The sequence below is a fragment of the Streptomyces sp. NBC_01546 genome, assembly GCF_045208355.1.
Classification (GTDB): Bacteria; Actinomycetota; Actinomycetes; order Streptomycetales; family Streptomycetaceae; genus Streptomyces.
In genome coordinates, this window is the sequence record NZ_CP109379.1 from 28,400 (window position 1) to 45,335 (window position 16,936).

The window sequence follows — 16,936 nt, forward strand, 5'->3', positions numbered from 1 at the left end:
GGAGCGCGTCGATAGGATCGACTGATGATCGCCACTCCCCATCCACCCCTGCTCAAACGCGTGCCACCGGGTGTGTGGGTGGCGGCCTTCTGGTCGGCCCTCATCCTGGTACGCACGTTCCAGCGGCCGGACGAACTGCAGCGTCTGCTCCGGTACAACGGCAACATCGAGGACGCACCGCTGCTGGTCACCGCCGTCGTCACGACCCTGGGCGCGCTGCTGCTGTTCCGCGCACCGCTGGCGGCCGTGGCCATCGCGCTCGCGGGCGCCGTGTTCTCGCTCGGGATGCCAGTGCGGGCGACGCCGGTCGTGCTCTTCCTTCTGGCCGACGCGGCCGTGGGCTACACCGCTGCGACCCGCTCACGGCGGGTCTCGGTCCTCGCCGCCGCGCTCCCGGTCGGTGTGCTGGTCGCGTACACGGTCTGGCGGCTGGGACGCGGGTACTTCTTCAACCTCTCGGTGCCGGCCGCCCTCGCGTCGACCGTCGTCATCGCCTGGCTGATCGGCAACACGATCCATCAGAACCGGGCACACGCGGACACGGTACGCGCCCAGGCCACGCAGCAGGCGGTAACGGCCGAACGGCTGCGGATCGCCCGGGAGCTGCACGACATGGTCGCCCACAACATCGGCATCATCGCCATCCAGGCCGGCGTGGGCAGCCTGGTCATGGACACCCAGCCCGCCGAGACGCGCAAAGCGCTGGACGCCATCGAGGCCACCAGCAGGGAGACCCTCGCCGGCCTGCGGCGGATGCTCGGCGCGCTGCGCCGGAGTGACCCGGAGTCCGCGCCGCTGGATCCGATCCCTGGTCTGGCCGCCATCGGGCAGCTGGTCGGAAAGACCGCGGCCGCCGGGGTCCGGGTCGACGTCCGGTGGCGGGGTGAACGTCGCGACCTGCCCTCCGACGTCGACCTGGCAGCCTTCCGCATCGTCCAGGAGGCGGTCACCAACGTCGTGCGGCATTCCGGCACCCGGGACTGCAGCGTCACGGTCGACTACCGCCCAGACGAACTGGCCGTCGACATCGTCGACCTCGGCTCGGGCGGCACCGTCGCAGAATCCGGATACGGCATCGCCGGAATGCGCGAACGGGTCAGTCTGCTGCACGGCGAGTTCAGCGCCGGGCCGCGTCCGGAAGGCGGCTTCCGCGTGGCAGCTCGGCTTCCGGTGCCCGTGGAGGCCCGACGATGATCCGTGTCGTTCTGGTCGACGACCAGCCCCTGATCCGTTCCGGCCTGCGCGTCCTCATCGCAGACACCCCCGACCTCGAGGTAGCAGGGGAGGCCGGGAACGGTGCCGAGGCGGTGGAACTGGTCAAACGGCTACGGCCGGACGTCGCCATCATGGACATCCGCATGCCCGGCATGGACGGCATCGAGGCCACCCGCCGGATCAACGCGGATCCGGATTCTAAGACCCGCGTCCTCGTCCTCACCACCTTCGACGACGACGAGTACGTCTATGGAGCGCTTCGCGCCGGAGCGAGCGGCTTCCTCGTCAAGGACATGCCGCTGAAGACCATCCTCGACGGGATCAGGGTCGTCGCCGCCGGAGACGCCCTCATAGCTCCGAGCGTCACCCGCCGTCTCATCGAGGAGTTCGCCGCACGGCCAGAACCCGCCCCCACCCGCCGGGCGGTAGTCGACGGCATCACCGACCGGGAAACGCGAGGTCCTGACCCTCGTCGGCCGCGGCCTGTCCAACACCGAGATCGCCGAAGAGCTCACCATCAGCGTTGCCACCGCCAAGGCCCACCTCGCACGGCTCTTCACCAAACTCGACGCACGCGACCGGGTCCACCTCGTCATCCTCGCCTACGAGATCGGCCTGGTCGCGCCCCCACGGTGAGGTTCACCCGCGGATGACCAGGCCAGCGGCGGGCCACCGCCACCCGCAGCGGCAATGAAGATCGCGATAGCGGCTGGCTTCGCTCTCCACGCTTCAGAAAACCAACGTTTGGGGGCACACCCGTCCCCTCCGCGAGCAGCTCCGTCCAGGACAGCGGTCCGGCGTCGGCGCCTTCGGCGGGAAGGCGGCGCACGGCGTTCGGGGCGAGCCACACCGCCTGCCAGAGCGAGCAGTCGTCGATCCTGCTCGCTACGGGAAGACCGCACGCCGCGCAGGCCATATTGGGGCCGTCACACCGGCGAAGCCGCAGCAGGCGCCGCCGCGCTTCTCGGGGATCAACACGGCGCCACGGGTGTCTCCCGGCGCGATGACAACCGCGCCGGGCGCGCCGTCGGACAGGGCCTGGAGCGGCGCGTAGATGCCGCGGGCAGCCGCCTCATCCGGATCGATCTTCTCCCGCCTTCGCCACGGCGGCCCCCGGGCTCCGGTTCCACGGCGAACGTCCCCGATTCCATTCAGCTTTGTGGCCGCACGCCGGACCCGTCGCTGTGGGCCAGGCGGGCGAGGACCTTGGCGTACACCATGGTTGCCGCTGCGGTGACAGTCGCTACGGACGCCAGAGCGAGGATGCCCATCAGCGCTGGCCACTGCCGCAGCTCGTCGCTTCGGCAGACTATGTCCTGAGGCGACGGGTCGCCGAGCGGCCCTGGCACACAGCGTGGGTCCCCTTGTATGAGGACACCTCGGGTCCGTAATCGGCGACCATCAGGAAGATGAAGCACCCCCAGACCAGCATGGCGAGGAGCATCCAGACGATCGACCACCCCTCGATGCGGCGCGCGTCCCGGGCCCTCTTCTCAGCCCTCTCTGGTGCGGTGTCTTCAAGAACCGACACTTCCAGAGGCGTCTCATCGGCTTCCATTCGTCCCCCTCCTGCTTTCAATTTACGATCATCAGTTCATCACAGCCTGATTGCGCACCCTGGACTGACGTCCCCAGAAGTCGTTGCCGGACCTGCGTCTTTGCGATGGGGAGCGCAGCTCCGCAAACGCGAGGCAAGCAGGGGACCGTCGCCTCACGGACCGGAGGGACGTATGGGCTGTGGCACGCGGGTAGAACGTGCTCCAGCGTTCAGAGACGCTCGGCGGCTCTCAGGGCCACGCACCGGCGGATTGGCCGCTCAGGGCTTGGGCGGGCTGGTGGGCAGCGGGGCCGGCCAGGGTGTGGGGGTGCTCGCCGGTGGTGGCCACGAGTATTCGTAGCGTGGCGGACTCCATGTGGGCGCGGGCTCCGGTGCGAACGGGCCTGCCCGGTGCGCCATGAGGAGCATCATCGTCCCGGCGAAGAGGAGGGAGACGATGATCAGGGTGAGTCCGATGGGGTTGCGCGGGTTGTAGTAGTACCTCTGGGTGCCCCACTTGCTTCGTTTGAACACCGGCTCACGGTCGTAGTTCACCTGGCATCCCCCTCGCTTCGCGCTCGCGTCTTGGGGCCTGCTCTCAGCGGGCCCCAAGGATGTGCGAGCTAGCCGGCGATTTCGATCTTGCCGTTGGATGAGTTCGGCTCGGGCATGGCGGACGTCTTGGCGGTGGTCAGGCCGCCTAGGAGTTGGGCGAGGTCGACGCCTGTGGCGGAGGAGAGAAGTTCCATGCCCTGGGCGACGTTGTCGGTGACGGTGCGGGAGAGTTTGCTCGCGCCGTCGGTGGAGATGACGGTCATCTTGTCGATGGCGGCCAGCGGTTCGGCGGCCTTGGCCACGACCTGGGGCAGTGCCTCCACCATCATCTGGATCATCGCGGCGTCGCCGTAGCTCTCGAAGGCGTCCGCCTTCTTCTGCATGGCCTCGGCCTCGGCGGCGCCCTTGGCCAAGATGGCGGCGGCCTCCGCGTCGCCCTCCAGGCGTACCGCTTCGGCGATGGCCGCGCGGCGGGCGCGTTCTGCCTCGCCGCGCTTGGCGCCCTCGATGGCCTCGGCCTCGGCAAGGGCGGAGCGGCGCTGCTTCTCGCCCTCGCCGGTCAGGCGGGCCCGCTCGGCCTCGGCCTGGGCGGCGGCGATGGCCGCCAGGCGCTCGGCCTCGGCCTGCTTGACGCGGGCGACCCGCAGTGCTTCGGCTTCCTGTTCGGCCTGGTAGCGGCGGGCGTCGGCGGGCTTGCGGACCTGGGTGTCGAGCTGTCGGTCGGTCAGCGCCGCCTGGCGTTCGGCGACCTTCTCCTGTTCGGCCAGGATCTGCTGCTGCCGGTCGGCATCGGCGAGGGGGCCGGCGGCGTTGGCCTGGGCGGTCGCAGCGTCGGTCTCGGCCTTGATCTCGGCCTGGCGCAGATACAACGTCCGCTGGGCGACGGCGATTTCCTCCTCGGCCTTCAGGCGGGCCTGTTCGGCGGCCTGGCGGGAGTTGGCCTCGGCGATGTCCGCTTCCTGCTTGGCGCGGGCGGCCTCGGGGCGTCCGAGGTCTTCGAGGTAGGAGCCTTCGGTGGTGATGTCCTGGATCTGGAAGGCGTCCAGGACCAGGCCCTGCCCGGACAGGCTGGCCTCGGCTTCCTCCGCGACCTGGCCGGCGAACGCGGCCCGGTCGCGGATGATGTCCTCGACCGACATGCGGCCGACGATGGCGCGCAGCGCGCCCGACAGAACTTCCTGGGTAAAGCCGACGATGCCGTCCTGTTGCTGCAGGAACCGTTGGGCGGCGGCGCGGATGGCGTCCTCGTTGCCGCCGACCTTGACGATCGCGACGCCTTCGAGGTTGGCCTTGATGCCGCGCAGCGTGACCGCGCCCCGGACGGCGATCGGGATGTGGCGGCTGGACAGGTCGAGGGTGTAGCGCTGCTGGACGAACGGGACGACGAACACGCCGCCGCCGACCACGACCTTCTGACCGGTGTTGTCGGTCGATATCCGCCCCGTCTCCGGATCGGTGGACCGCTTGCCCCGGCGCCCGGTAATGATGAACGCCTCGCTGGGTCCGGCGACCTTGTAGCGGGTGACGACAACGAGGGCGAGCAGGACGAGGAGTACGACGACTCCCACGACCGCGGTGACAACAGGACTCATGGTGGTTCCCCCCTGCCTCCCGGGTGGGGGCAGACTCAAGGGTTGATGGAAAGAGGATCGGAAGGTGGAAGGCTCTGGTGGCGCTGCTCAGCGCTTGACGGCGCGGACGCTGACCGAGGTCGTGGACGGCGTGGCCGTCACCCAGATCTCGGCCCCGCGCTCCAGCGGGGCGTCGGCGGTCGCGGCGTACTTCAGCGGCTGGCCGCCGAGCGACAGCAGTACCTCGCCGTAGCCGTCGGCCGGGATGGCGGTGACCACCCGGCCCGCTGAACCGACGAGGTCCGCCTGGTGCGGGGCGCTGCCGTCGCCGTCGCGTTGCAGGGCCCGGCTGAAGCCGTACGTGGCCCAGCCCGTGCCTGCTCCGGCCACGGCCCCCGCGGCGGCTGCCGCTCCCGGCCCGAGCCCCGTGGACCCGAGCACGATCGCCCCCGTGAAGCCGAGCATCGAGACGAAGCCCGCGATCACCGGCAGCGACAGCCACCCGTCGAACAGTCCGTCCAGGGCGCCGTCGAAGGCCCCTTCGAGTACCCCGTCGAACACCAGCGAGGCAGCGAGCAGGACGATTCCCCCGATGCCGAGACCCAGAAACAAGCCCATGGACACCTCCCCGTCTGACTTCTACTTTCCCGCTGGACAACTCCAGATTGGCAGGAGGCCGCAGGCTCGCACATTGCCTGTCGTCGGCAATCTTTACGCCTCTTTGACGCACGTGGTGGAGGCGTCGAGGGGCGGGGGGCCCGCTCGTCTATCGGCGGCTGCGCCGCGCGCTCCTGGCCCTCACGAGCGCCGACACCACCAACCTGGAGGCCGCCGCGCGCGGTCAGACCTGACCTTCGGGTCGTCATGCGGCTGTACGAGGACGACTTCGCCACCGCCGTCTACCGCACGCTGCGCGCAGCACACCGGGCCGCCCTCACCCACAGCCGCAGCCGCAGCGTCACGCACCTGGCCGCGCCCGCCTTCGGCGGCGCCATGATGGGCCGGCAGATCCTCGGGGCCATCCCGGTGGAGCGGCGCGTGTGCTCTTCGCGGTCCTCGACGTCGCCGGGCACCCGCAGCTGGAAGACCGTACCGTCGCCGAATCCTTCAGGCGGGGGGCGTAGCGGGTGATCGCCTTGGACATTGCTTCGCGGGAGGAACGGCTACCGGACCTGTCGTCCACGCCCGGTGTGGGACCTCCATCCGGGCTACCTCCTCAGGGGCCCAGGACCGGGTCGTACTCGCCGCCACGCGCCGGGGGCCGGCCGAGTTCCTCGGCCGCCGGGACGTGCACGCCTCGGGCTCCTGACCCGCCGCAATCAGCTGCGGCGGACCGGCTACGGGTAGCGCTGTACCCGGGCACCCGGGCCGTGGGAGCCTCGTGGTTCGACTCCCTTCCTGCCAGGAGTACTCCCCATGCCCCGCCCTTCCCGCATCGGACGTTCCTCGCCGCTGTTCACCTTCGGCGCCGTCCTGACCGCAGCTGGGGCCGCGATGTACGCGCTGCCGGAGTACAGCCATGCGCTCCTCGCCCTGTGCGCGTTCGCCGTGGCGGCCGCGGCGGCTGTGTGGATCTCCGCCAAGCAGCGGTGACCGGTTGACGCGGCACGCGATCCGGCAGGTGCGAACGCGGCACGCTCGCCCGCCTGGTCCGCGGCGCACGAAGCGGTGTGCACGCAGGACGAACGCGGGAGTGAGGGGTCATGCTGCTCGTGCACACCTCGCGCCAGGTGTACACGAGCACACTCACCACACTCCGCTCGGCTTCACCTCGGGCGATCAGGGGCTCTTGCGGGCCGCCCCCAGCATCACGAGACCAGTGATCAGCAGGGAAAGCCCGATGACCAAGAAGGGGAAGCCGGGGCCGGGAAGGACGTACATGGCGACGCCGGCCAGGGTGGTGGGCGTTCCTGCGACCACCATGGCGACCGCCATGCGGCGCTCGGTGATGTTGCGGCGCGCCCACGCAGTGATGCTGCGGCCGTCCATCGGTCAGGCCACCCGCTTGGGGTCGGCTCGCCGTGCCGTGCGTTCGGCCTGGATGAAGTAGCCGACAGCGGCCGCGATGAAAACGAAGCCGAGGACGGTGCAGGCCATCACGGTATCCGCGGATGCGTCCAGCATTCGAGGGACGGCGTTGAGCGGCATGAGGGTGTGAGGCAGAGCACGGCCCAGGCGTAGGGGCGGGCGGCCAGTCGCCGCCCTCGCAGGCCGCGTGGCGTCCAGCCGGTGAGGATCGCCAAGGGGACGGGCAGCACGAGCAGTGTGCCGGCCGCGAGGGCGATCGCGTGGTAGGTGGGGTTGCCGTTCACCGGTACCTTCCTGGATCGGACGCCCACGATAGACGGGGTGTTCGTGACTTGTTCATGCCGGAGTCCGGCAAGTTCCGGTGGGTCGAACTGCTGCCAGGGAACCGTCAACGGGACGTATGGAACGTGTAAAGTCCGCCGAGGTGTGCCGGGAAGCCTGGTCGGCGATAGGGATAGCTCTCTTCGCGGGATCGGGGTTTTCACGTCATGGTGCTCGTCGCTGTTTTCGGTGTGGCGCTGCTGGTCGCCGTGCTGCTGTCCGGGCTTGCCGCCCGCACGGTCCTGTCCACTTCGCTGCTGTTCCTGCTGGGCGGGGCGCTGGTCAGTGACGGGTTCCTCGGTCTGATCCACATCACGGCCGACAGCGAGATCGTGTCGGTGACTGCCGATCTGGCCCTGTTCGCTGTGCTGTTCACCGACGGCATGCACGTCTCGTTCCTGAAGCTGCGGCAGAACTGGAAGAACCCGGCCCGTGCGCTGGGGCTGGGCATGCCGCTGGCCATGGCCGGCATGGCGCTGATCACCCACTACCTGGTCGGGCTGGGCTGGACGACCTCCTTCCTCGTCGGCGCCGTGCTCGCGCCGACCGATCCGGTCTTCGCCTCGGCGATCGTGGGCCGCAAGGAGGTCCCGGCGAAGCTGCGGCAGCTGCTGAACGTGGAGAGCGGCATCAACGACGGTCTCGCGCTGCCCGTCGTCCTGCTCCTGATCGCCGCGGCCGGTCCCACCTCCGGTCAGGCGGATGCCTCCGTCGGTGAGATAGGCCTGGAGCTCGGGCTCGGTCTGCTCTTCGGTGTCGTGCTGCCGCTGGTGGTGGCGGGTCTGGTCCGGGTGCGGCTGCTGGGGGCGGAGCCGAAGCTACAGCCGCTGCTGCCTCTGGCGACAGGGATCATCCTGTACGGGCTGTGCCACCTCACCCACGCCAACCCCTACCTGGCAGCCTTCTCCGCCGGCGCCGTCCTGGCCTCCGTCTCGCCCGAGGCGAAGACCGTGTTCGAGCCGCTGGGCGAGATGCTCGCGGAGCTGGCGAAGTTCGCAGCCCTCCTCGTCTTCGGTGCGCTGCTGACGCCGGCACTCTTCGGCGACCTGTCGGTGGGCGGCTACGTGGCCGTAGTGCTGGCGATCGTCCTGATCCGCCCCGCCTCATTGCTGGTCTCGCTGCTGGGTGCGCGGATCGAGCGGCGGGAGAAGCTGGTCGCCGCCTGGTTCGGCCCCAAGGGCTTCGCGTCCGTCGTCTACGGCCTGCTCGTGCTCCAGGCCGGAATCCCACAGGGCGAACAGGCGTACACCCTCATCGCCGTCTGTATCGCCTTCTCGATCATCGCCCACTCCAGCACCGACGTCCCCATCGCCCGCCTCTTCGACGTGGAAGACCTCACCGGCATACCGGACGACGACCAGGCCGTCGAGCCGACCGACACCGTTTTCGCCCCGCGCAGTGCACTCGACCAGGAGAAACAGCATGATCGCCCGTGATCTCGCCGAGCCCTACCCTCACGTGACGACCGACGACCAGGCCGTGGACGCGGTACGCCTGCTCGCCGAGCACGACCTCGCCGCGCTCCTGGTCCTGGACAGGGACGGGACCCCGTACGCGGTCGTCCCCGGCTCGCAACTGGTGCGGCAGCTGGTGCCCGAGTACGTCATGGAGGACCCGCTCCTAGCGGCGGTCATCGACGACCGGCACGCCGACTCCCTGACCGAGGGCCTCACCGGGAAGACCGTCGCTCAGTGGATCCCGGCGCGTTCCTTCAAGCCGGCATTCGTCGGCCCCGAGGCCGGGGCGCTGCAGATCGCTGCGCTCATGGCACGTACCCATGTGCCGCTGGTCGCCGTCATCGACCGCGACGACGACGGACGCCGGTCGGTGGGTGTGGTCTCGGCCGCCTCGCTGATGCGTCATCTTCTCGACGTGGGGGGTCAGGGGTGAGCGGCTGGCAGAGCTGGGCGGCGGTCGCGGTTTTCGCGGGCGTCTACTTGCTGATCATTACCGAGTGGGTCCACCGCGTCGCCGCCGCCCTGGGCGGGGCGGCGCTGATGCTGGCCATCGGTGCCACCGACGACGCGTCGGCCTTCTACTCGGATGAGACCGGCATCGACTGGAACGTCATCTTCCTGCTGCTCGGCATGATGATGATCGTCGGGGTCCTGAAGCGGACCGGCCTGTTCGAGTACCTGGCGATCTGGTCGGTGAAGAAGGCCAAGGCCAGACCGTTTCGGGTGATGGCCATGCTGATCGTCATCACGGCGGTGGCTTCAGCGCTGCTGGACAACGTCACCACCGTGCTGCTGGTCGCCCCGGTGACGCTGCTGGTGTGCGACCGGCTGAAGCTGTCGCCGGTGCCGTTCCTGCTCGCTGAGGTGTTCGCCTCCAACATCGGCGGCACCGCCACCCTGGTCGGCGACCCGCCCAACATCATCATCGCCAGCCGGGCCGGCCTGACCTTCAACGACTTCCTGGTCCACCTCGCCCCCCTGGCAGCGGTCCTGACCGTCGTCCTGGTGCTGCTGTGCCGGGTGATGTTCGCCAAGCACTTCGTCTACGACGAGAAGCGCGCCGCGCAGATCATGGAGCTGCGTGAACGGGAGGCGATCAAAGAGCCGCGCCTGCTGATTCAGGGCCTGGGCGTCCTTGCTCTGGTTGTCGCCGGATTCGTCCTGCACCCGGTCCTGCACTACGCGCCCAGCGTCGTCGCCCTCCTCGGCGCCGGCCTGCTGATCGCGATCTCCAAGGTCGAGACCGGGGAGGTGCTCGGCGAGGTCGAGTGGCCCACCCTCGCCTTCTTCGCCGGCCTGTTCGTCATGGTCGGCACCCTCATCGAGACCGGCGTCATCGGAGAGCTGGCCAGCTCCCTCGCCAGCGTCATCGGCGGCGCACAGTTGGGCGGCACGATGCTCCTGCTGGTCGGCTCGGCCGTGCTGTCGGGAATCGTCGACAACATCCCCTACGTCGCCACCATGGCCCCCATCACCAGCGAACTCGTCACCGACATGGGCGGCGACCCCGACCACGTCATGTGGTGGGCCCTCGCGCTGGGCGCCGACCTCGGCGGCAACGCCACCGCCATCGGAGCCTCCGCCAACGTCCTCGTCCTCAGCATCGCCGAACGCAACCGCCACCCCATCACCTTCTGGCAGTTCACCAAATACGGGCTCATCGTCACCGCCGTCACGATCGCCCTCTCCGCCCTCTACCTGTGGCTGCGCTACTTCGCCCTGGCGTGAGAACCGACCGACCTCTCCCCCTGGGGAGGGGAGAAGGGAGCTTCGTCATGGCACGCAGCCGGCGCGCGGAGGCCGTCTCCATCGCCCTGTGGTGGGGTGGGCTCACCGTGTTGTTGTGGGGTGGAGGGCACCTCAGGGACATGCCTGCCTCGCTGGTGGCGTGTGCGGCGAGCGCCGCCCTTTTGATCAGCCTCGGCGAAGTGGCCCACTGGCTGCGCTGCCGCATCCGGGAGCACTGGGCGGCCCGCAGGAACCGCACGCCCTGAGGCGCGGGCTCACACCTCGGTGTCGGGCCAGTCGAGCAGGCGGGCGCCGATCACCGCAGTCTGGAGGGTGTAGCGGTTGACCGGGTCGGCTGGGTCGGCGCCGGTGAGGCTGTGGATCCGCTCCAGCCGGTAGGTCAGCGCCCGCACGCTCAGCGACAGCCTCCGTGCGGCCTCGGTCGCCACGCAGCCGCTGTCGAAGTAGGCGGTGAGGGTGTCGATGAAGGTCTGGGCGCCGCCGCGCCCGTTTCGGAGCGGGCCCAGCACGTTTTCCACCAGGTCGGCCATCGCCTGCCGGTCCCGCGTCAGGACCGGGTAGACCAGCAGATCGGACGCGTGCAGCACCGGCCCGTCCAGGCCCATCCGCTCGGCCAGATCGAGGGCGTTGAGCGCCTCCTCGTAGGAGTGCACCACGCCGCCGGCGCCGGGATGGGATCGGCCTATGGCCACTTTGCCGCCGTCGGTGGCGGCGTACGCCTGCTTGGCGAAGAACGCCAGAACGTCCGGCTGGTCGCCGGGGGCCACACAGATCAGCCGCCCGTCCTTGGTGGTGAGCAGGATCTGCCGGCCCGCGAACCGGGTCAGTACCGCCGACTCGATCCCGCGGGCCACCGGGTAGCCGTCGCCGTACGGCTCAGGTCCACTCGCCACAGCCACCGCGTGGGCCTGGGAGAGGCGCAGCCCGAACCGCTCGGCACGCTCCGCCAGCCTCCCGAGATCGCTGCGCCCGTACAGGAGGTCGTCGATGAACTCGCGGCGCGCGGCCTCCTCCTGGCGCACGGCCTGGTGCTGGGCACGCTCGTAGCCTTCGACGAAGGCGTCTACTGCCTGTTCGGTTACGGCAAGCAGGGAGCCTGCCTGCTGGATCGGCACCCGGGTGAGGACTTCTTGGGATACGGCCAGGTGCTCGCGGATCATCACGCGCAGGGTGAGGCCGAGCTCCGCGGCCCGCTCCCCCTCGGCGCGGCGTGCCTCCAGCTCGGTGCGCGTCATCCGGCGCCCGGTGGTACAGGCGTCGCGCAGGCACTCGGCATACCCCGTCTGCTGGTCTTGCGGTGCTTCCCGCTCCGTCACGCACTCCCCCGTTCTCGTCGCGTCGGTGAACCCGTTGACGCGCAATCAGGTTGCCATAGGCAGCAAAGGGTCCTTCACCGGCAGCGAATGGTGGGTGAAGACTGCCGGTCGACGGCAATGCGCTGCCGCGAAGCGGCGGAGAGGATCAAGGAACGCCCTGTGTCGAGGAGAGCTGCGCCGTGCCCGGTATCCGGAGGTCGCTGCCGCGCGGCAGTAACTGGACGCGGCAGGCATCGACCAGCGGCCACCGCAGCTCCTCCACACCATCGTCGGTTCGTGGTCTTTTCGCGAGCATGGGCCGTTTGACGGTCTGCAGGGAACAACGTGAGTTGAACGGGGGCGGTCGTGTCGGGGGACTTCACGCAGGAGTGGGGCAGCGAGAGAGCAAGGGCCGCCGGTCAGGCAGCGATGCGGCTCAACGGTGTTCCGGCAGCCGACGGCGGTGGTGGTGGCGGTGGGACTTTCACGTCGACGCCGGCGCAGAAGAGGTCTGCCGCGAACACCATCGAGACCGAGCTCGAGCCGAACACCAAGAAGGCGACGGAGTACGCGGACGAGAGCACCGATACCGCGGTCAAGGGCTTCGACGGCTGGGACGCGGCCGCGGGCCTGAAGAAGGCGGCGGACACGTGGGACCAGCAGGTGAAGGTCCTGATGGGCCGGCTCGGTTCTGAAAAGGGTTCGCTGCGCGGCGCCTCGGGCCTGTTCGTACAGAACGACCTCGGCACGGGGGACGGGTTCCGTCCCCTGGGCACCCAGTCGAAGCTCAACGGTCTGTAAGGGGGAGCAGTACATGTTGACGTACCACGAAGTGATGTCGACCGACCTGGGCCTGCTGACGACGGCAGCGGGCAAGTGGGACGAGATGGCGGGCGAGCTGAAGAAGGTCGAGACCCGTTACGGCGACAGTGTCCAGAAGATCACCATGGGGCCCGACTGGAGCGGCGTCAGCGTCGGCGTCGCCCACACGAGCTTCGCCGCCACGCGGTATGAGTACTCCGCCGCGCAGATCCAGGCCAAGGCTGTCGCGAGCCTGCTGCGCGATGCCCATACGCAGTTCGCCGACCTGAAGAAGCGCGTCGAGTCCGCGCGTGACGACGCGATCAAGGCGGGGATGACCGTCTCGGAGCAGGGCAACGTCGCGTTCGACTACGCGAAGCTGACTCCCGCCGAGCGCAGGGCCTACCACAACGACCCTGACGGAGAGATCACCATCCGTGACGCGGTCAACAAGTGGCAGCAGCACATCAACGACCAGGTGAAAGCCGTATCCGAAGCCGATCAGGGCGTCAAGATCGCCCTTGAGGCCGTCGTGGTGGACAGCAACAAGGACGCCTTCGGCAAGGGCAACGACGGAACCCTCAACGGCTTCAACGCCGACGCACAGGGCGACATCGAGGTCTACGAGGCCCGCAACGCCGAGGACATCGCCACCCGCATCAACAGCGGCGACAAAGTGTCGGCAGCCGACTACGCCGAGCTGGACCGCTCCTTCCGCGACAACGCCAAGAGCACCGAGTTCAACCAGACCTTCCTCAACGGGATGGGCGCACAGAACACGCTCAAGTTCACGAACAAGCTCAACGACCTCGCCTACCAGGACGACAAAAAGGGCCGGCAGACCTACCTGGACCTGGAAAAGGGGCTCGCCAACTCCCTGTCCAACGCCATGCAGGACCCGAAGTCGAAGTTCTACAAGGACTTCCGGGAGCAGCTGAAGAAGGCCGGCGTCGAGAAGTTCGACCTCAAGGAAGCCGCCGAGGGCCCCAACACCATCAGCCGCGGCCACGGGCAGCAGGTCCGCGGCTACCAGAGTCTGATCACCCTCATGCAGAACGGCGACGGGTACTCGGCGCCGTTCATGCACGACCTCGCTGACGACATCCGCTCGGCGGAGGACAAGAAGCGCGGCGGCGATCCGAACATCTGGGATCTGCAGGGAGACTTCAGCGGCAAGAACGGCGGATGGTTCGCCAACGACCCGCTCGACGGCCTCCTCGGCATCATGTCCAAGGATCCCGCCGCCGCCACCTCGTATCTCGACCCCGGTGCAGACCACAAAAACGACAACCTCCAGTACCTGCTGAAGGAACGCGACTGGAAGTTCGACGACACTCCCGTCTGGCACGGCGAGATCGAGACACGCAGCGACATCGAGAGTGAGGGCAAGGACGCCCGCACCGGTCTGGGACTGCTCCTTGAATCCGGCACGACCGGCCACACGCCGCTCGGCCCGAACCAGGACCCCTGGCCGGCGACCCCTCACACCGAGGGACAGGCGCGCATCATGCACGATGTGATCGGCGGGCTCGGACCCGACCAGAGCGTCCACGAGAACATGCGCGAGCCCCTGGCCCGCGCCCTGGCCACCTACACCGCCGACACCCACGAGATCCTCGGAGGCCTGGACTCCAAGTACATCTCCGCTGCCGGCACCGGATACTTCCAAGATGGCGACAAGACCCACATGGCGGTCAGCCAGAAGGACCTGGTGCAGTTCATGCGTGGCCTCTCGGAGAACCCGGAGGCTTACGGAACGCTCCACAAGGCGGAGTCCCGGTACATCGACCTCTCTCTCGAAGAGATCCCCAAGGGAGCGCACGGATCGGAGCTCACCAACCCGATCAACAAGGCGGGCACCGCTCTGGGCGTCATGAGTTCTATCCGGGAAGACGTGATCAACGACGGCCGGATGGCCGGTTACAGCGAGGCCGACTGGAAGGCGAAGCTCGCCTACCACGTCATCGGCGGCGCGGTGACGCCCATGTACTTCACCACGGCCGGCGGTGTCTCCCTCGCCTTCGGCGACTCCATCCAGCGCGGCGTCGACACCTGGGCCTGGGAGTGGGGCAACCGGATGAAGGGCGAGATCGACGCCAAGGTCAACCCCCAGATCGCGGACGAGTACCTTTCCGTCAACACCCAGGCGCCGATCCTGATCCGCGAATGGGCCAACGACCGGGCCGACATCTCGGAGAGCGACATCCAGGACTACACCCGCGATGTCCTCGAAGGCCGGGTCCGCGGTACAGAGACAGCACACAAATACCTGACCGATACGACCAACTGATCGGGCAGGCAGGCAGCGACGTGGGGACAGCGATGACGGGGAGCACAGGGCGCCGAGCCGTGCCGGCGAAGGCTTGGGCTGCGGCAGGAGTATGCCTGGCAGTGCTGGGCGGATTCGCTGCCTGGCTCCTCCTCGGACGCGAGACGTCCCCACCCTGCAACGGCCTGGCCGAAGACACGAGGGTGCAGAAGTCGGTGGGGCAGGATGTTCACCCCGGCATGACCTGCGCGGCACTCGGCCAGGCCATCGTCAAAGCCACGGCGGGCAGCGAGCCCGGCCGCCACAACCAAACCCAGACGCAGGCAATGAAAGACGTCCTCTTCGCACTCGGGTCCGGGCAGTCGAAACAGCTGGACCTCGACCCGGCGCTGCGTGTCCCGATCGCCACCGCGCTGGCCGACTACGCCCCCGACGTGCACGAGATGCTCGCCGGCCTCGACAGCACCTACGTGACCAAAGCCGGCCGCGACACGCCGCCCTGGGAAGCCGGAGGAACCCACCACCTGTCTGTCCCCGCCAATGCATTCAGGAAGACCCTGCGCGCGGTGGCCGAGGATCCCCAGGCGTACGCCCTGCTGCGGATGGCAGAAACCCGCACCGCAGCCGGACAGCTCGCTGCCGTCCCCGCTGACGCGACCGGCTCAGAGCTCTCGCTGCCGCCGACGAAGAACGCCCGCGCACTCGGCATCCTGGACGGCGTCGCCGACGCAGCCATAAGCCAGGACGCCCAAGAGGCCCGGAAATGGCATGCTGCGGTCTTCGACCGCCTGATCACCGAACAGGCAGACCAGGCGGAGCCGGCCGGTCGCCTCACCGCCACGTGGCTCCAGGAACTCAAGAACACCCCCGAACAGCAACGCGCGGAACGCCTGCATACCCAGGGCGTTGACCTGGCCCGCACCTGGGCCCAGGCCCGCACCATGGACGAGCCAACCCGGCAGGAACTGCTCGCCAAAGTAGAAAACAGCGCCCGCAACGCCCACGAGGAAGTGAAGCACTGAGGCCTCAGGCTTCACTGCGAGAAGGCCCAGCCTGCGCCGCCGCCACGAAGCGCGGCCGCAGCCGTCCGGTCGGCCTCGCAGGCGGTCGACCGGCTGAGGTCGCACGGTGCGGGGGGGACGTGGGCTCAGCGCGGGGGCGCTCGACGTCCTCGCACGGCTGAGCACAGCCGTGGACGAAGGCCTGAGCATTGGCGAACTGGCTCGTGCGGCGGGGGTGAGTTCCCGCAACGTCACCGGCTTGGTCGACACACTCGAACGTGACGGCCTGGCGCGGCGGGTCCAGGACCCGCGCGATCGCCGGTCGGTACGAGCCACGATCACACCGGCCGGCCGCGACTGGCTGGACGCCTTCCGGCAGCCGACGCAACGCGCCATGTCCGCCGTCTTCCAGGGCTTCACCGAAGATGACCTTGCCCGGTTCCGCGACCTGTGCCTGCGCGTGGTCGAGAACCAGCAACGCATCGAGCAGTACCTGAACGCGGGACGGCACGACCAGCCGCCGGCTTCCTGAACCGACGACGACGGAGCACCCCATGCCCACCGACACAGCCTCCATAGCCACCCGACGCACGGTCCGGGCCTACCACGAGGCCCGCTTCCGGGGAGACGTCAGCGCGGCCGCCGCCCAGATCGGCGAAGGCTTCCGCTTCCGCAGCCCCTTCATCACCTCCGACAGCCCTACCGGCCACCTCGACGGCCTGGACGGGCTCCTCGGCATCGTCACCGGTGTGGAGCTGATCAGCGAGCTGTACGGCGAGACCGAGGCCACCCTGGTCTACGACGTCCACACCGCCCCTGCCGTCGGCATCACCCAGCACACGGCCGAGCACTTCCGCTTGCGCGACGGCCGGATCACCTCGATCAAGCTCATCTTCGACGCCGCCCCCTGGCAGCCATCATGTCCGCGGCCGGCCCGACCCACGATTAGGACTCTCCCACGCCGTGACCGGCCACGCGCCAGCACGACGCAAAGCATCGGCACGCCGCCGAAGCAAGTACCCGAGTGCTCTCGAAACTGGGGTTCTGGCTCAGGTTCTGTGGACTGGCCACACTGAGTCACGGATCGGCAGGTGGGGGGCGGCCACGGACGGGCACGGCTCTGGAGAGCATGCGCCC

At 68.8% G+C, this 16,936-nt stretch carries 18 protein-coding genes and 3 pseudogenes; 13 read left to right on the forward strand and 8 right to left on the reverse strand.

Annotated elements, in window-relative coordinates:
- The first annotated feature begins 24 nt into the window (after nt 1-24).
- Both OHA89_RS00090 and OHA89_RS00095 read left to right on the forward strand, forming a co-directional pair.
- Entirely contained in the window at nt 25-1,194 is a 1,170-nt protein-coding gene (locus tag OHA89_RS00090; protein ID WP_406364799.1) for a sensor histidine kinase, read from the forward strand.
- A pseudogene (locus OHA89_RS00095) lies at nt 1,191-1,851 on the forward strand (response regulator). Before OHA89_RS00090 ends, OHA89_RS00095 begins: the two are co-directional and overlap by 4 nt.
- A 109-nt stretch (nt 1,852-1,960) precedes the next feature.
- On the opposite strand, the pseudogene OHA89_RS00100 reads toward OHA89_RS00095, so the two are convergent.
- From OHA89_RS00100 to OHA89_RS00120, 5 genes and pseudogenes are all read right to left on the reverse strand, one after another.
- Nucleotides 1,961-2,366, reverse strand: a pseudogene (locus OHA89_RS00100) (hypothetical protein); the annotation flags it as partial.
- 158 nt (nt 2,367-2,524) lie between these two features.
- Entirely contained in the window at nt 2,525-2,773 is a 249-nt protein-coding gene (locus OHA89_RS00105; protein ID WP_406364800.1) for a hypothetical protein, read from the reverse strand.
- Between the two features lie 258 nt (nt 2,774-3,031).
- Nucleotides 3,032-3,307 carry a hypothetical protein gene (locus OHA89_RS00110; RefSeq protein WP_266616789.1) on the reverse strand — a complete coding sequence of 92 codons (276 nt, stop codon included), beginning with the start codon at nt 3,305-3,307 and terminating at the stop codon, nt 3,032-3,034.
- 68 nt (nt 3,308-3,375) lie between these two features.
- Nucleotides 3,376-4,899, reverse strand: coding sequence for a flotillin family protein (locus tag OHA89_RS00115; RefSeq protein ID WP_266616791.1), 1,524 nt, complete (start codon nt 4,897-4,899; stop codon nt 3,376-3,378).
- A gap of 87 nt (nt 4,900-4,986) precedes the next feature.
- Nucleotides 4,987-5,496, reverse strand: a complete 510-nt coding sequence (locus OHA89_RS00120; RefSeq protein ID WP_266616793.1) for a hypothetical protein — start codon at nt 5,494-5,496, stop codon at nt 4,987-4,989.
- Between the two features lie 167 nt (nt 5,497-5,663).
- Here OHA89_RS00120 and OHA89_RS00125 point away from each other — a divergent pair.
- Nucleotides 5,664-6,187: pseudogene (locus OHA89_RS00125) on the forward strand (potassium transporter TrkA); the annotation flags it as partial.
- A 107-nt stretch (nt 6,188-6,294) separates the two neighbouring features.
- Entirely contained in the window at nt 6,295-6,471 is a 177-nt protein-coding gene (locus OHA89_RS00130; protein WP_266616794.1) for a hypothetical protein, read from the forward strand.
- A 186-nt stretch (nt 6,472-6,657) separates the two neighbouring features.
- Here the strand turns inward: OHA89_RS00130 and OHA89_RS00135 are convergent, their stop codons facing one another.
- Nucleotides 6,658-6,867 (reverse strand): hypothetical protein, encoded by a 210-nt coding sequence (locus tag OHA89_RS00135; RefSeq protein WP_406364802.1) that lies wholly within the window; start codon nt 6,865-6,867, stop codon nt 6,658-6,660.
- 107 nt (nt 6,868-6,974) lie between these two features.
- On the reverse strand, nt 6,975-7,190 hold the full coding sequence (locus OHA89_RS00140; protein ID WP_266616797.1) for a hypothetical protein: 216 nt from the start codon (nt 7,188-7,190) through the stop codon (nt 6,975-6,977).
- A 204-nt stretch (nt 7,191-7,394) separates the two neighbouring features.
- Between OHA89_RS00140 and OHA89_RS00145 the strand changes: the two genes are divergently transcribed.
- Genes OHA89_RS00145 through OHA89_RS00160 form a run of 4 tightly spaced genes read left to right on the forward strand, consistent with a single transcriptional unit; the run spans nt 7,395 to nt 10,678 of the window.
- Nucleotides 7,395-8,663, forward strand: coding sequence for a cation:proton antiporter (locus OHA89_RS00145; protein WP_406364803.1), 1,269 nt, complete (start codon nt 7,395-7,397; stop codon nt 8,661-8,663).
- Nucleotides 8,650-9,117, forward strand: a complete 468-nt coding sequence (locus OHA89_RS00150; RefSeq protein WP_266616800.1) for a CBS domain-containing protein — start codon at nt 8,650-8,652, stop codon at nt 9,115-9,117. Before OHA89_RS00145 ends, OHA89_RS00150 begins: the two co-directional genes overlap by 14 nt.
- Entirely contained in the window at nt 9,114-10,412 is a 1,299-nt protein-coding gene (locus OHA89_RS00155; protein ID WP_266616802.1) for an ArsB/NhaD family transporter, read from the forward strand. The genes OHA89_RS00150 and OHA89_RS00155 overlap by 4 nt, the downstream gene beginning before the upstream one ends.
- A 47-nt stretch (nt 10,413-10,459) precedes the next feature.
- Nucleotides 10,460-10,678, forward strand: coding sequence for a hypothetical protein (locus OHA89_RS00160; protein ID WP_266616804.1), 219 nt, complete (start codon nt 10,460-10,462; stop codon nt 10,676-10,678).
- A 9-nt stretch (nt 10,679-10,687) separates the two neighbouring features.
- On the opposite strand, the gene OHA89_RS00165 is transcribed toward OHA89_RS00160, so the two are convergent.
- Nucleotides 10,688-11,668 (reverse strand): PucR family transcriptional regulator, encoded by a 981-nt coding sequence (locus OHA89_RS00165; RefSeq protein ID WP_406364804.1) that lies wholly within the window; start codon nt 11,666-11,668, stop codon nt 10,688-10,690.
- A gap of 426 nt (nt 11,669-12,094) precedes the next feature.
- Here OHA89_RS00165 and OHA89_RS00170 point away from each other — a divergent pair, with 426 nt between their 5' ends.
- The 5 genes from OHA89_RS00170 to OHA89_RS00190 all read left to right on the forward strand — a co-directional run bounded on the left by OHA89_RS00170 (nt 12,095) and on the right by OHA89_RS00190 (nt 16,875).
- Nucleotides 12,095-12,529 carry a hypothetical protein gene (locus tag OHA89_RS00170; protein ID WP_266616807.1) on the forward strand — a complete coding sequence of 145 codons (435 nt, stop codon included), beginning with the start codon at nt 12,095-12,097 and terminating at the stop codon, nt 12,527-12,529.
- A gap of 34 nt (nt 12,530-12,563) precedes the next feature.
- The gene (locus OHA89_RS00175) at nt 12,564-14,819 is read left to right on the forward strand and encodes a hypothetical protein (RefSeq protein WP_406364806.1); all 2,256 of its coding nucleotides are present in this window, start codon (nt 12,564-12,566) and stop codon (nt 14,817-14,819) included.
- A 101-nt stretch (nt 14,820-14,920) separates the two neighbouring features.
- On the forward strand, nt 14,921-15,820 hold the full coding sequence (locus OHA89_RS00180) for a hypothetical protein (protein ID WP_266616810.1): 900 nt from the start codon (nt 14,921-14,923) through the stop codon (nt 15,818-15,820).
- A 169-nt stretch (nt 15,821-15,989) separates the two neighbouring features.
- Nucleotides 15,990-16,331: a MarR family winged helix-turn-helix transcriptional regulator gene (locus tag OHA89_RS00185; RefSeq protein WP_266616812.1), complete on the forward strand. Its 342-nt coding sequence runs from the start codon at nt 15,990-15,992 to the stop codon at nt 16,329-16,331.
- A gap of 22 nt (nt 16,332-16,353) precedes the next feature.
- The gene (locus tag OHA89_RS00190; RefSeq protein WP_266616814.1) at nt 16,354-16,875 is read left to right on the forward strand and encodes a nuclear transport factor 2 family protein; all 522 of its coding nucleotides are present in this window, start codon (nt 16,354-16,356) and stop codon (nt 16,873-16,875) included.
- Nucleotides 16,876-16,936: the final 61 nt, after the last annotated feature.